This is a genomic window from Serratia silvae (assembly GCF_023282985.1).
Taxonomy (GTDB): Bacteria; Pseudomonadota; Gammaproteobacteria; order Enterobacterales; family Enterobacteriaceae; genus Chania; species Chania silvae.
The window spans coordinates 1-14,693 of sequence record NZ_JAGQDC010000011.1; the positions used below are offsets into that span (position 1 = coordinate 1).

Genomic DNA, 14,693 nt, shown 5'->3' on the forward strand with positions numbered 1-14,693 from the left:
GAAGTGAAACGCCGTAGCGCCGATGGTAGTGTGGGGTCTCCCCATGCGAGAGTAGGACACTGCCAGGCATCAATTAAGTAGAAAGCCTCATGCGAAAGCATGGGGCTTTTTGCTATGGGTCGGAAATGGAAATCCCCCTTATCCCCACCCTCTCCCAGAGTACCAACCGAGAACATCCTAAACACCCGTGCGGGGGAGAGGGAGCAGCCCGGCGTTGTGGGTGAGCCTGTGCTGCTTCGGGAAATGACGAGTAAGAAGAGAGATGAAGTATTACGCAGAGAAATCAGCGGACTCGATCGGTTCCCTCTCCTGGATGAGAGGGTTAGGATGAGGGGGCATTACTCGATCTGGCTTAAATTAACTGACCCTCAACGCGCTAGATGATAAATACTGTACCCTGTCGCAGCCCCTGCCACATCCCAGGCAAAATCCTTCCAGCTCCAGCCTGTACCGCCTTCCCGGCTGTCATACAGCTCTTTCGCAGCGCCCAAGCCAATCGAAAATAGCAGGCCAAAACTGCGGCTACGTGCCTCATTCCAGTTCTGGTGATCGCCATAGGCCGCGCCAGCGGCCGCAAATGCAGCGGAAGCGACAAAGTGTTGAGCCTTGTCTTTGCCGGTCCAGCTATCATTGGCCATGTGGGTACAGCCACTGGAGAATAACAGTACCGGAAGGAGGATAAGCGGGCGGAGTGGGCGCATAGTGAAAACATCCTGTCTCAATATGTACAAAAAAGCCCGGCATTGCCGGGCTGTGGTGCAGTTAATTATAGCGAGTTTACAATATACGGCTAATCAAGCGATCGATACGGATCCGACGCAGACGGCGGATCAGTTTGCGCACCTTGACCGGATATTGCTGGATACTTTGCAACTCGAGATAGTGGCCCACCACCGTGGTATGTGTGCGAATGGTATCCAGCTCTTTATAGCGCTGTTCCTGCATTTCGTGCTTGGGATCGTGGATCAGGATGGCGTTCTCCAGATCCAACCGCCAGGCGCGCGGGTTGAGGTTGTTGCCGGTGATCAGTTGCCACTCATCATCGACCCACATCCCTTTCAGGTGATAGCTGTTATCGCCGTCTTTCCATAAGCGCACAATCAGCTGGCCGGTATCGACATAGCGTTGCAGGCGGCTCAGGAAGCGGCGCAGGTTGATTTCGTAGAGATAAGGCAGCGCGCCGATAATCTTGAACGGCTGATCTTCAGGAATGTAAAAGTCATTGGCCGTCTTGTCACCCACGATGATTTCCACCTGTTTCCCTTGGCGCAGCAGATAAATGATATTGCGCACCAGCAAGGCTGGCAGGTTGAAGTAAGGCGTGCACAGCGTCAGTTTCTGATCGGTGCTGGACATCAGGTGGTGGATCGTTTTATTCAGAATGCTCTGTTTGCCCAGGCCGACTAACGGGGTAACGGCCAGCTCATCATTACTGGCGCTCCCCTGAAATTGATAGGCGGCACGGCGTAGGGCAAAGCGAAACAGCCGGGTTTCGTTCTTGATCTCCAGGCTTTTGGGTCTGTCGTCACGATCAAGACGCTGCACGGCACCGGCGGTTAACAGATGCTGTTTGATGTAATCGCACAGGGTCAGCGCCAACAGATTATTGGTGATCAGCTGATAGCGATCATAACGATATTTCTCATGTTGGTGCAGATAGACATCATTAATACTGGCACCACTGTAGATCACCGTATCGTCAACGATAAAGCCCTTCAAATGCAGCACGCCGAGTGCTTCGCGAGTATTGACCGGAACGCCGTAAATCGGCACCGAAACCTGCGGGTGCTGTGCAGCCATTGCGCAGTACCAGTCGGCATTGGTATTAGCCGCTGCTGCACCGATACGCCCACGTTGAGCACGATGCCAGTCAACCAACACGTAGATCTCCAGCTCAGGGCGCTGCTGCTTGGCTTGATAGAGCGCATTGAGGATGTCACGGCCCGCATCGTCATGCTCCAGATAGAGCGCTACCAGATAAATGCGAGTTGTTGCGTTAGCGATCGATTCCAGCAACGTTGCACGGAAATCAGCTGGCGTATAAAGGGTACGGACATCAGCAACCGTCTGGGGGAGTTTGGGCAGTTGTGCAAGGTGTTGTTGATGTTTGCTACGTTTAAATTTTGACAACATCACAGTGCGCTTCTTCTCTCATATTTGGATGGCCGGAACGCCACTTCCATGAATAAAATGCTTCGAACAATCGGGCGATAATACCACTAGTTGTCTCGATTGTGCGTATGTTTTGGCGTTAACTAGTGGATTCGTATTACATTGCGACAGCGGTCACGGCGTCGCCCCATCCTGTAGCGGCAGGGTTAAATTGACAATCCCCTCGTCAATTTGCACATCGACCGTGAACCCCAGCTTTTGTGCCAGCGTGACCATTCCGCGGTTATTCGGCATGGTAATGCCCGTCAGGCGCGTCAGACCTTGCGCTCGCGCATAACCAATCATTTTCATCAAGAGCTGTCGGCCCAGACCCAGGCCTTTCAGATCGGAACGTACCAGTACGGCGAACTCGGCATCGGTGTTGTCCGGATCTGACAGGGCACGCGTCACGCCGATGATCTCTTCGCCATTGCGTACCGCTACGAAAGCCATTTCTCGATCGTAGTCAATTTGGGTCATGTTAGCCAAATCGTCGTGGCTAAACTCGTTGATCTCACTAAAGTAGCGGTAATAGAGATCTTCCTTGGTGACACGGTCGATAAAGTGCTTCAGCGCCGGTTCATCCTCCGGCAGGATTGGGCGGAACAGGCAGTGTGAACCGTCTTTTAATTCAATGGTTTCTTCCAGTTCATGGGGATAAGGGCGGATCGCCAACCGCGCCTGAGGATCGCCACTGAAAGGCGTTAACTGCATGGAAACGTCCAGCAGGGTAAATTCGCTGCCGGAGGCTAATACCGGATGAATATCAAGGCGTGAGATCTCCGGGCAGTCGAGGATCAGGTTGGAAACCTGCACCAACAGGCGGCTTAAACCGGGGATATCAAGCGGCCGCAATGCGCTGCGCCCACGGATCTTGCCTCCTTTCACCGCCTGCAACACCAGATAACGCGCCAGCGCCATATTCAGCGGCGGCAGGGCAACGGCGACCTGGTTTTCATTACGCCATTCGATGCCGCCTTCGCCCAGCATTATCAGCGGGCCGAAGGTCGCGTCCTGTTCAACGGCAATCCGCAATTCCTGTGCTCCGGCACGGTTGGCCATGCTTTGCACTAACAGACCGTGGATGCGCGCCTGCGGATAAGTACGCTTCACCCGATCGAGGATCGCTTCCGCCGCACGTTGCACCTCGGTGGCGGTACGTAAATAAAGCATGACCCCCTGAACTTCGGATTTATGCGAGATATCTGGAGAACGCAATTTCAGTGCTACCGGGTAGCCAATCTGTTCGGCAATGTGCACCGCTTCGGCGCTGTCACTGGCAATCCAGGTTGGCAGGGTGCTGAGGCCGTAAGCCTGCAAAATCGGCTGGACTTCATGGGTATCCAACTGGCTAGCCCCTTCGGCCAATGCCTGATGGATTAACTGGTGCGCGGCAGCGGTATTGGCTGTAAGCCCAATTGGTAGCGCCGGCGTTTCCTTCAGCTGCTTCTGGTTACGGCGGTATTCCACCATATGCATAAACGCGGTGACCGCGCCTTCTGGCGTGCGATAGGTTGGGATCCCGGCCTCGGTAAACAGGCGGCGGGCCTCCTGAGAGGAGTATTCGCCACACCAGTTGGTTAACAGCGTGATGCGTTTTCCTCGGGGGTGCTGGCGGATGGCCTCGATCAGCCGTTCGGCGGTCTCAGTGCCCGGAGAGGCAGCGCTAGGGGCATGGATCAGCAGCAGGGCGTCATAGTCGTGGCTGTCGAGCAGCGGTTGCAGCGCTGCCAGATAGCGCTTGGGGGTTGCATCATCACGCAGATCGATAGGATTGCCTGGCCGGATAAACTCCGGCAGGGCTGCGCTCAGCTTCTCCTGTGTATCATCCGTCAACGTTGCCAGCTTACCGTTGCGGGAAAGTAGTTCGTCCAGCGCCATGGCTGCGGGGGCCGCGCCGTTGCTGATAATCATTAGTCGCTCACCGCGCAGCGGGTGCATATGGCTCAAGGTTTCCACGGCGGAAAACAGCTCGTGAGTATCCTGTACACGCAGCAAACCGGCGCGTTGGATAGCGGCATCGTAGGCGGCGTCCAATCCCTGCTGGCTATTGAGCAGTCGCTGTGCCTGTTGGCTACGGCCACTTTTGATCACCAGGATTGGCTTATTGCGCGAGGCACTGCGGGAGGCGGAAAGGAAACGCCGCGCGTCGTTGATGTTCTCCAGATACAGCAGAATGGCGCTGGTTTTGCTGTCACGGGCCAGGAAGTCGAGCAGATCGTCGACGTCGATATCCAGGCTATCCCCTAACGCGATGAAGTAAGAGAAGCCAACCTCCCGTTGTTGCGCCCAGTCCAGAATGGTATTCGCCACGGCGGCAGACTGAGAGATAAACGCCAGCTTGCCTTTCTGAATGGGGACCGGTGAGAAACTGGCGTTGATACCTTGCCAAGGTGCCAGCAAACCCAGGCTATTTGGCCCCAGCAGGCGCATTGAGTAACGTTGTGCGGTGGCCTTCAGCTCGGCAAATTGTTCCACGGGGGAGGAGAGTACGATGGCGGTTTTGCAGCCGCGTTCACCCAGGGCTTCGATCAGTGCCAGGTTACGCTGGGCATTGGTACACAGCACGGCCAGATCGGGGGTTAGTGGCAGGCTGGCCACGTCGGGGTAGGCCATCACGCCACAGACTGCCTTGTAGCGCGGTGTGACCGGCAGGATCGGGCCGGTAAATCCGCCAGCCAGCAAATTGCGCATCATCAGGTAGCCAGCCCGGCCGGGCTGTTGCGAAGCGCCGAGCACGGCAATTGATTTGGGGCGTAATAGCGCTTCTAACCCTCTCTGGCTCATGTACGACTCCTGCTCCTGATCGGTTTGCCTGAAAGAGGCAAATTATCGTCTGATTCTAGGTGCTTTGTGGCAGATTTGCTGTGACCGGTGCCTCTGGGCGGTGAGGTTTCCCGGCCAGATACTGTTCACGGAAGTAATTGAAATGTTGGTTCAGCCCGGTCGCGGCCTGTTCATCCCCCGCCTGTTGCAGCAGGGCGGCAGCGACTTCTGCCGTACAGTGTTGTTCGGGGCGGCTGGCAACACGTAACAAATAGTCCGATGAGGCCAACACGTTCAGTGAAAAGACCGGGAACTGATTCAGATAGGGGCTTTTACGGAACATTTTGCGCGCTTCCGACCAGGTACCGTCGAGCATGATAAATAAAGGCGGCTTGCCACCTGCGGGCAGGGTGCTAACCACCGGGCGATCTGCATCGGCATAAGAGGCCGGGAATACCACGTAGGGCTGACGAGTGGGATCGTTGATGGCTGCCAGCAGGCCCGGATCGATTTCGGTGCGTGACCAGGTAAACGCCTGGGTATCAGGCAGGATATCGGCGATCAGGCGGCCGGTATTGCTGGGCTTTAACGGCTCTGCGCCGAACATGATCAGGCAAAAGCGGCTGTTGGCCTGCTGCGGTTTGATGGTGGCACACAGGCAGTTTTGCTGCGGCAGCAAACAACCCTGACAGCGTACGGCGCGGCTACCTCTGGCCAGAAACGGGCGTGTGGCGCGGTCTAAACGGTCTTGGCGCAGACGAAGTACGGCGTTGTCAGTCATAACTATCCTGAAAAACCGCCATTGTAGCGCAGAAAAAAGCCCGGCGGGAGAGGCGCACGGGCTATCGAGGCGATGTTATGCCGACAACAACTGGCGGCATAGTAAGCGCTTTTGCGTTAAACTAGCTCGTTAAGCCAGTTATCGAACGGCGCTTTCGGCATCGCGCCGTTAAGCATATCGACCATCTTGCCTTCACGGAACACCATGATGGTAGGGATGCTGCGAATGCGGAAGCGGGCGCTCAACTCGGGTTCGGCTTCGGTGTTGACCTTCACGAAACGCACCTTGCCAGCACGTTCCTGTGCCACGTCTTCAAAGATTGGCGTGAAGCTGCGGCACGGGCCACACCATGGGGCCCAGAAATCGACCACGATCGGCAAGTCGTCTTGCAGGAGTTGGTCCAGCGTGGCGGCGGTGGCGTTAATCACTTCACCGTCGAACAATTCATGGCCGCAGCGGCCACATTTAGCGCCGTCCGCCAGACGTTCTTCCGGCACGCGGTTGGTGGCATTACAAGCTGCACAAACTGTATTCATGATGACCTCTGGGGCTAACGCAGCACATCGAGCTGCGAATATGTCTCTTTAATGTTGCTTATTATCGGTAAAAGCGCGGCATTCGACCAAGTGATTTGTTCGATGAATTTGATAGATGCTAGCTTTTAGCGCAAGTTGGTGGCTTAGCGCACCAACATCAGGTAATCTTCGCGCCCTGCGCGTTGGTGGAGAAGACAATGAACGATTCATTTAGTGGCAAGAACGGTAAAGTTAAAGTGATGTTCGTCCGTAGTGACGACGATAGCGGCGACAACCGTAACAAGAATAAACGACCTGACGGCAAAGGCCGCCCGGCTGACAATGCACGCTCTGGCCGTGCCGGTCAGGATAAGGCGCGCGGTGGTGACCGTCGGGGTGCCGATCCCCGTCGCAGCAGCAGTGAAAGCGATCGTCCTCGCCGTCCGGCGCGCACCGAAGACAGCGGTGGTTATGAATCACCGTGGAAAACCGTGTCCCGTGCTCCGCAAGAAGAACCGGCGTTCGATCATGGTGGCATCAGTGGCAAAAGCTTTATCGATCCCGAGCAGCTGCGCCGCCAACGTGCGGAAGAAACCCGTGTTTACGGCGAGAACGCCTGTAAAGCCCTGTTCGCCAGCCGTCCAGATGCCATCGTCCGTGCCTGGTTTGTGCAATCCGTAACCCCACGTTTCCGTGAGGCACTGCGTTGGATGGCGGCTAACCGCAAGGCTTACCATGTGGTGGATGAAGAGGAACTGGCCAAAGCGTCCGGTACCGAACATCACGGCGGCGTGTGCTTCCTGATTAAAAAGCGTCAAGGTCTGGATGCGCAGGCTTACCTGCAGAATGCACCGGCCAAAGATTGCGTGCTGGCACTGGAAGAAGTGGGCAACCCACACAACCTGGGTGCGATCGTTCGTTCTTGTGCTCACTTTGGCGTGAACGGCGTATTGCTTCAGGATCCAGCGGTGCTGGAGTCTGGTGCCGCGGTGCGTACGGCTGAAGGCGGGGCGGAACACATCAAGGCAATCAATGCCGATGATTTCCTCTCCGTGCTGGATACGTTCCGTAAAGCGGGTTACACCATCGTCACCACGTCCAGCCATAAAGGCACGCCGTTGGCGCAGGCTAAACTGCCAACCAAGATGGTGTTGGTGTTGGGCCAGGAACGTGATGGCCTGAGTGACAGCGCTTGGCAACAAGGTGATATGAGCGTGTCTATCGGCGGGACTGGCAAAGTAGAAAGCCTGAACGTCTCGGTAGCTACCGGTATTCTGTTGGCCGATTGGTGGCGTCAGAATCAGGCGTAATGCTTTACGCTATATAAAATCCGATTAGTGATAAAGCCCTGGCCGCAAAGCCAGGGCTTTGGTCTATCAGGGTCAGTAGAAAAAACAGACTGACTACTATGCTCAAAAAGATCCCCCTCATTCTTATTCATCTATACATATGCTAGGCATATCCTTATACTGTACAACATACGTACAGAAATCCTCCGTGCTAGCGGCTTCTCTGTATAGAGTTTACATGTACAAGTAACTTCGGGAAGGATCACTATGAGAATTGTATCGGTATTTAAAAACGGCAATAACCGTGCTATCCGTTTGCCCCGAGATATGGATTTTGAAGGTGTGAGTGAGCTGGAAATTACCCGTGAAGGCGACAGCATCATTCTACGCCCGGTTCGCCCCACCTGGGGTTCTTTCATGCATGAAGAAAAGGCTGATGCTGACTTTATGACGGATCGCGAGGAGATTGTCAGCGACGAAGGACGTTTTGAGCTATGAATAAAACCTACATGCTGGATACCAATATTTGCTCCTTTATCATGCGTGAGCAACCAGAGGCCGTGATCAGACGCCTAGAACAGGCAGTGATGCGCAATCACCGTATCGTGGTGTCAGCTATTACTTACGCTGAGATGCGTTTCGGGGCGATTGGTAAAAAGGCCTCACCGCGCCATGTCCGGTTGGTTGAAGCGTTCTGTAGCCGTCTTGATGCGGTGCTGGCTTGGGATCGGGCTGCGGTTGATGCGACAACAAACATTAAGGCAGCGCTTGCTGCGGCTGGTACACCTATCGGCCCCAACGACACAGCCATTGCTGGCCATGCCATTGCAACAGGTGCGATTCTGGTGACCAATAACACGCGGGAATTTGAGCGGGTAACCGATCTGATACTGGAAGATTGGGCAAAATAACAACGAGAGGGGATCGTACTAAAAAGAGCGCACTGAAGATCGATACCTAATATGTCAGTCAACTTTGTGCCAGGAGTGGACGTTGATATGTCAGGACCTTATTAATTATTAGGGAACAGGTCAACTGTGCATTGCTGACTGTGTATCAGCAGCAGGTCGAGATTCGATGGACAGAATCACCTGTGTGTCCAAAGTGAGTTAGGATAAAGAGCAACATGGTAGAATTCGAGCATTCACTTATGTATCCAGATAAAGATAACTACGGAAGGCACTATGATGCAGAAGACCTTAGCAGAACGATTTGACTCACTTGAAGATGATTATCAGGACGTTTTATCAACCAAATCTCTACAATACGGTTCTATACTGAACGCAAACAAAACGTATGTGGATGCGGCAAAATATAAGATATGGATTGGAAGGGTTAAAAAGTTACTTGAAGACAGCTATGGAAAAGATTCTGATTTTTACAATGACTTTATAAAGGCCCAGAGAGGGTATTACGCTTCAAACCATGAGATTCTGACTAGACAATTAAAACCGGCCTTCGACGCGGCTAAAGCTGACCTACCTTATGCCCTTCCTTTGAATTCAAATCCAGCGGTTAAGGAAACTGACCAGTTAAAGGTGATAATTGACGTTCTTGAAAGGTTTCCTGTGTTCTGCCGTCAGCTGAAAAAGCGATATAACGACAGGGATACCATTGAAGTTAACGACGAGTATGACGTGCAGGATCTGGTGCATGCGCTTCTGACGCTGCATTTCGATGATGTCAGACCCGAAGAGGCTTCGCCGAGTTATGCAGGTTCATCCTCCAGACAGGACTTTCTGCTGAAGAAGGAAAAGATAGTCATTGAGGTAAAGAAAACCCGCAGGTCTCTGGGGGCGGGTAAAATTGGAGAGGAACTGATCATCGATATGGCCCGTTACCGCGCACACCCGGACTGTGACACGCTGGTCTGTTTTGTGTATGACCCAGATTGTTGGGTAAATAACCCGAAAGGAGTGATCGCCGATCTTGAAGGGGGGGATACAGAAGGAAAGACCAGAGTCGTGATAGCCCAATTTTGATACTCACTGTATCACCCGGACAAAATTACCTGAGTGTCCAGGTGATACAGGGGCTCTACCCTGGCAGTAATGGTTCTGAATGTCTCCTGTGTGCCAACAGCGGACGTTGCTACGACTCAACCTAAAGTAAAGCAATTGTACTCATTAAATAGTGGTAATTGGGGTCTGATGCTCAGTCGAACGAAATCTCACGTTAGGCTAAAAAATCCGTCTGAAAAATCGATTAACACACACGCATGTGTACTATGTTCCGTTTTTCGATTTAAAAGACGCCATTTCCGATATGATTTTCACTGCCCATAATATTTTGATTTATCAGACAAAATAGCCTTGGCGTGTGAAACCGTTCCGTTGAGCGTCGAACCCCACTAACAAATCCGCGCGCATTTGCAGAATATATTATGTTCACGCCATATAACCATGCCAAGTAAGATATTGCACATCGAGCATGGTTATGATAATAGTCTTCCAAAAATGAAGCATCTTAGTTAAAGGATTAGTAAGTGGTTACATATAATTCAATGTGGTTAGCTCCCCCTAAATCATGGGACGAATTTGAGGATATGTGCAAAAGTTCATTCCAGCTGCGATGGTCCAATCCTAATCTGAGCAGACATGGGCGGTCAGGGCAGAAGCAGGACGGAGTTGATGTGTATGGTGCTGATTCCCTTGGGCACTTCGTTGGAATACAGTGTAAAAATACAGTATCAAGAATCAGCAAGGCGACAATCGATGATGAATTACTTAAGGCTGAAAAATTTAGCCCAAAAATCACGGCTCTTTACATCGCTACGACGGCACCCAGGGATGTTAGCATTCAGAGTTATGTAAGAACACTCAACGAGGCCAGAAAATTAAAAGGCCTGTTTCCTGTCGATGTGGCTTTCTGGGACGATGTTAGCTTTGATTTAACGAAAGACCCAGCTGTACTTAGAATGTATTACCCACAAATGTTCGAACAACCCCAACCGACGAGGGGGGAACTTTTGCGCAAGAGAGATATCTCAAATTTGTTGACATTGTTGAATTTTATTGATTTCTATTCAACAATAGACCACTTGCAGTGGGGCGCAAAATACATTCATTCATTAATTATTTCTGAATACGATAATATTCATAGCACTTTCAATTCACCAGTTTTTCAACTGAGTGATGCAGATTTAGAGAATGTTACATATGATCTCGCAACGGCCTGGCGTGATCTAATTGTCTTATTCAGAAGAGCTCCATATAATTTCTTAGCACCACAGGATACTTATAGTTTTATAACCCCCGGTGACTTCTGTCGAAATCAGGAGGAGAACGATTTATTCGACGAAATCACGCATAGCATAAGAAATCTTCGAGTTAAAATTAGTGATTTTTGTGACTTTATAAATAATCACTACCATGAAATAAACTTAACCGAAACGAGCGCGCGAGCCAGGAAGTATTATTAAACCTTTCCTCTTAAGGGCTGCACGCACAGCCCTTAACACAGTCATATCTTCATATTTTGTAATCGGTACGCGGTTGGTTACTTTTCTTGTACACGCTCGTAAGCGTCCCTACGGGCCACTAACGCGGAGATACGCTCCGACCGCGCACATTACGTTCTACTTTGCTGAAAGCGGGTTTGGGCTTAGCAGCTACCGTGTTAAGTTCCCTGGTGTCGCTGGAATAACTGAAGACCCCCCTAAGCGTCAGCAGCAAGCTGCCGCCGCCAATCACGCCCTTTACGTCGCAAGCGCCGTAAAGCCCGCTCACCGGGGTTAAAAGGGATTACCTTAACTTCTTCAGCGCTGTACGCGTGTTAAAGCTAATCAGGGCGGGGGGAGGACAGGCAGAATTTATAGCCCGGTAACCGGCTATGCCAGGCTTACGGCGCCATTTAGCTATACAGACACAGCAGCATCATCTGGCGCCTCCATGCCGCTGAAGCGGCATTAAGAAGCTTCTCGATGTCGTTAGACTGGGAATTTTATATCAGAATTTAACGACTGCTTTGTGCCAAAAGCGGACCTTGCCAGTATCACGGTATATTATCAATGGAATAGCTCAGGAGATATGATGGTAACAAGAGAAAGCATGAAACAATGGATCATTGAGTGTCTTCAAGAGCGGAATGGCAGTGCCTGGCCTCGTGAAGTCTCAAAGTACGTCTGGGATAACTATGAAGCAGACCTCAAAAATTCAGGTGATATGTTATACACGTGGCAATATGATATTCGTTGGGCTGCTCAACAATTGAGATACGAGGGTACTCTTAGACCAGTAAATAGGCGTAGAGATTTGCCATGGGAATTAGCTTAATCATAGTAATAACGTCAGCTTTTCGCTCTTAGCTGACATATATACGGTAACCGGGGCTCTGATGAACTCTGCAAACCTAGTAACAGTCGTCCAATTTTAAGGGGCGGTTCATCTTTGAACCGCCCCCATATCATAGAAGATCTGAAAGGGCCTTCGCCACTCCCAAGAGTGACTGCGGGAGTAGTTCGATCAGTGGGCTCCGCCCCCGCCGCCCCCGGAACTGAACGGGGGTTTGGCGAACCAGACCAGCGCCAGCAATATCAGGAACACCCCTGCCGATAACCAGAATATCTCGTTGGCCGAGATGATCAGCCCCTGCGCGGTGATCTCGTTGGCGATATACGCCGAAGCCTGCTGCTTGCTCATGCCTAGCTGCTCCAGCTTGCTGTACATCTCCTGCGACTGCGGGTTGAACGGATTCACAAACTCGGTCAGGTGCGAGTGGTGCATCGCCTCCCTGCTGGTCCACAGGGTGGTGGTGATCGAGGTGCCGATAGAACCTGCCAAGGTACGGGTAAAGTTCGACAGGCTCGATGCTGCCGCTATGCGCTCCGGCGGCAATCCGGACAGGGTAATGGTCGTCAGCGGCATAAAGAAGCAGGCGATGGCAAAGCCCTGGAAGAACTGCGGCCAGGCGGAAGCGCCAAAATCCATCCCCGGTTCAAACGTGTAGGCACGCCAGTAGAAGCACACGGCATACATGATGAAGCTGAAGGTGACCAAACGGCGCATATCCAGCCGGTTACCGAAGCGGCCGATAATCGGTGACAAGATCACCGGCAGCAACCCGATCGGCGCAGACGCCAAGCCGGCCCAGGTGGCGGTGTAGCCGTAGACCTCCTGTAGCAACTGAGGCAACAGCACGATCGCCCCGAAATACAGCATGTAGGCCAGGCTGATACACAGACAGCCGATGGTAAAGTTACGCGATTTGAACAGCGACAAATCTACCACCGGGTGATCGTCCGTCAGCTCCCACACCACCAGGAACACCAACGCCACCACGGCCACCACGGTCAGGACAATAATTTCGGTCGAGTTGAACCAGTCCAGCTCCTTGCCCTGATCGAGCATGATCTGTAGCGCACCGATGCCAACCACCAGCAGCACCAGCCCGACGGTATCGATAGGTTTGATCTCGGTTTTGGTCTCCCGGCCTTTCAGCGTCGACATTGCAATCAGGATCACGAACAGCCCAATCGGGATGTTGATGAAGAAGATCCAGCCCCAGTGATAGTTATCGCTGATATAACCGCCCAGGATCGGCCCGAAAATCGGCGCGACGATCACGGTCATCGACCATAGCGCCAGGGCCATCGATCGTTTGGCGGGGGGGTAGTTATTCAGCAACAAACTCTGCGATAACGGGATCAGCGGCCCGGCGACGATGCCCTGGATCACGCGGAAGAAGATCAGCATGCCCAGACTGTTGGAGATACCGCACAGCCAGGAGGCCAGGGCGAACAGCGCCGTGGACCACAGGAACAGGCGAACTTCACCTACGCGTTTAGCCAACCAGCCGGTGATCGGAATGGAGATGGCGTTGGCCACCCCAAACGAGGTGATCACCCAGGTGCCCTGCGAGTTGGAAGACCCGAGGTTACCCGAAATGGTCGGTATCGCCACGTTGGCAATGGTGGAGTCCAGCACCTGCATAAAGGTCGCCATGGCGAGCGCGACCGTCATCCAGGCGAGCTGGGCACCTTCAAGCGGTTTTTGTGCCAAGGTAGCCTCCCGCTCGCTTAACCGGCGTTTGCATGGATCACATCGGCGATCATCTGATTCACCGGCGCCAGATCCAGCGTCAGCGCGCTGGTTTCAAACAGCGGTTTTTGACGTACCGTATCGGAGAGCACCAGGCCGTCCAGATTGGTGGTGTCGACTGTGACCAGCGTAGAAAGACCGATACGCAGAGGATGCTCAGCAACCTGTTGCGCATCCAGTTCGATACGCACGGGTAAACGCTGCACCACTTTGATCCAGTTGCCAGTCGCGTTCTGTGCAGGCAGCAGCGAGAACGCGCTGCCGGTACCCATATCGATACCCACGACCTTGCCTTTGAACACCACGTCGCTACCGTACAGGTCACTGACCACGGTGGCCGATTGCCCTATACGCATATTGGCGATCTGCGTTTCTTTAAAGTTGGCATCCACCCAGACATGGTCCGGTGCCACTACGGCTAGCAGAGGCGTTCCAGGGGAGATCTGCGCCCCAACTTGCACGCTGCGGCGTGAAACGAAGCCGGTGATCGGGCTGACGATGCGGGTACGTTGCAGTGCCATCCAGGCGTCGCGCATCTGTGCAGCGGCTTGCAGCACGGCGGGCTGTTTATCCAACGGGGTATTCAGCACCATCGCCTGATTGGCATTGTATTGCTGCACCGCGACTTCCAGTGCCGCTTTGGCATTGTCTACCGCGTCACGCGCATGTTGCAGCTCTTCGCGGCCAATGGCATCGGCGTTGCCCAGCACGATACGACGCTTGAGATCGTTTTCTACCTTGCTCAGCTCGGATTTGCGCAGCGCAATGTTAGCCTGATACTGCTTACCGTTGATCACCAACTGATGCGTTTGGCGCACGCTGTTGGCCAGCGCAGTTTTGGCCCGCTCAAACGCCTGTTCGGCGTCGGTAGGATCCAGCGTTAACAGCACATCGCCTTTACGGACAAAGTCGGTGTTATCGAAGGTAACGCTGTTCACGCTACCGGAAACCTGGGCCATGATCTGCACCTGATTACCGGCCACGTAAGCATCATCGGTTTCTTGGTGATGACGCAGCACCAGGAACCAATAGACTAAATAGGCCACCCCAATAATCACAAAAATAAACGTCAACAGCAGCAGCCAGAATTTACGCTGCCGCTTTTTGCCAGCCGGTTGCTGCGGGGCTTGAGTTTCCGCGCTTGCACTCATGG

The 14,693-nt window shown here is 53.0% G+C and carries 12 protein-coding genes; 5 read left to right on the top strand and 7 right to left on the bottom strand.

Annotated elements, in window-relative coordinates:
* Positions 1-368 precede the first annotated feature (368 nt).
* From KAJ71_RS14100 to trxC, 5 genes are all read right to left on the bottom strand, one after another.
* Entirely contained in the window at positions 369-701 is a 333-nt protein-coding gene (locus KAJ71_RS14100; RefSeq protein ID WP_248946317.1) for a YfiM family lipoprotein, read from the bottom strand.
* Positions 702-777: 76 nt separating this feature from the next.
* Positions 778-2,133 carry a CDP-diacylglycerol--serine O-phosphatidyltransferase gene (pssA, locus tag KAJ71_RS14105; RefSeq protein WP_248946318.1) on the bottom strand — a complete coding sequence of 452 codons (1,356 nt, stop codon included), beginning with the start codon at positions 2,131-2,133 and terminating at the stop codon, positions 778-780.
* A gap of 153 nt (positions 2,134-2,286) precedes the next feature.
* Positions 2,287-4,938: a bifunctional acetate--CoA ligase family protein/GNAT family N-acetyltransferase gene (locus tag KAJ71_RS14110; protein WP_248946319.1), complete on the bottom strand. Its 2,652-nt coding sequence runs from the start codon at positions 4,936-4,938 to the stop codon at positions 2,287-2,289.
* A gap of 55 nt (positions 4,939-4,993) precedes the next feature.
* The gene (locus KAJ71_RS14115; protein ID WP_248946320.1) at positions 4,994-5,698 is read right to left on the bottom strand and encodes a tRNA-uridine aminocarboxypropyltransferase; all 705 of its coding nucleotides are present in this window, start codon (positions 5,696-5,698) and stop codon (positions 4,994-4,996) included.
* 116 nt (positions 5,699-5,814) lie between these two features.
* On the bottom strand, positions 5,815-6,234 hold the full coding sequence (trxC, locus tag KAJ71_RS14120) for a thioredoxin TrxC (RefSeq protein ID WP_248946321.1): 420 nt from the start codon (positions 6,232-6,234) through the stop codon (positions 5,815-5,817).
* Between the two features lie 197 nt (positions 6,235-6,431).
* Here trxC and KAJ71_RS14125 point away from each other — a divergent pair, with 197 nt between their 5' ends.
* The 5 genes from KAJ71_RS14125 (at position 6,432) to KAJ71_RS14145 (ending at position 10,923) form a co-directional block, all read left to right on the top strand.
* Positions 6,432-7,523, top strand: coding sequence for a tRNA/rRNA methyltransferase (locus KAJ71_RS14125; protein ID WP_021178989.1), 1,092 nt, complete (start codon positions 6,432-6,434; stop codon positions 7,521-7,523).
* Between the two features lie 246 nt (positions 7,524-7,769).
* Entirely contained in the window at positions 7,770-8,000 is a 231-nt protein-coding gene (vapB, locus tag KAJ71_RS14130; protein WP_248946322.1) for a type II toxin-antitoxin system VapB family antitoxin, read from the top strand.
* Positions 7,997-8,413 carry a type II toxin-antitoxin system VapC family toxin gene (locus KAJ71_RS14135; RefSeq protein WP_248946323.1) on the top strand — a complete coding sequence of 139 codons (417 nt, stop codon included), beginning with the start codon at positions 7,997-7,999 and terminating at the stop codon, positions 8,411-8,413. The genes vapB and KAJ71_RS14135 overlap by 4 nt, the downstream gene beginning before the upstream one ends.
* Positions 8,414-8,686: 273 nt before the next feature.
* A complete protein-coding gene (locus KAJ71_RS14140; protein WP_248946324.1) occupies positions 8,687-9,484 on the top strand; it encodes a PD-(D/E)XK nuclease domain-containing protein in 798 nt (265 codons plus the stop codon).
* A 503-nt stretch (positions 9,485-9,987) separates the two neighbouring features.
* Positions 9,988-10,923, top strand: a complete 936-nt coding sequence (locus KAJ71_RS14145) for a hypothetical protein (protein WP_248946325.1) — start codon at positions 9,988-9,990, stop codon at positions 10,921-10,923.
* A gap of 1,042 nt (positions 10,924-11,965) precedes the next feature.
* On the opposite strand, the gene emrB is transcribed toward KAJ71_RS14145, so the two are convergent.
* Both emrB and emrA read right to left on the bottom strand, forming a co-directional pair.
* Positions 11,966-13,501: a multidrug efflux MFS transporter permease subunit EmrB gene (gene emrB / locus KAJ71_RS14150; RefSeq protein WP_024484848.1), complete on the bottom strand. Its 1,536-nt coding sequence runs from the start codon at positions 13,499-13,501 to the stop codon at positions 11,966-11,968.
* Between the two features lie 17 nt (positions 13,502-13,518).
* Positions 13,519-14,691, bottom strand: coding sequence for a multidrug efflux MFS transporter periplasmic adaptor subunit EmrA (gene emrA, locus KAJ71_RS14155; RefSeq protein ID WP_248946326.1), 1,173 nt, complete (start codon positions 14,689-14,691; stop codon positions 13,519-13,521).
* Positions 14,692-14,693 lie beyond the last annotated feature (2 nt).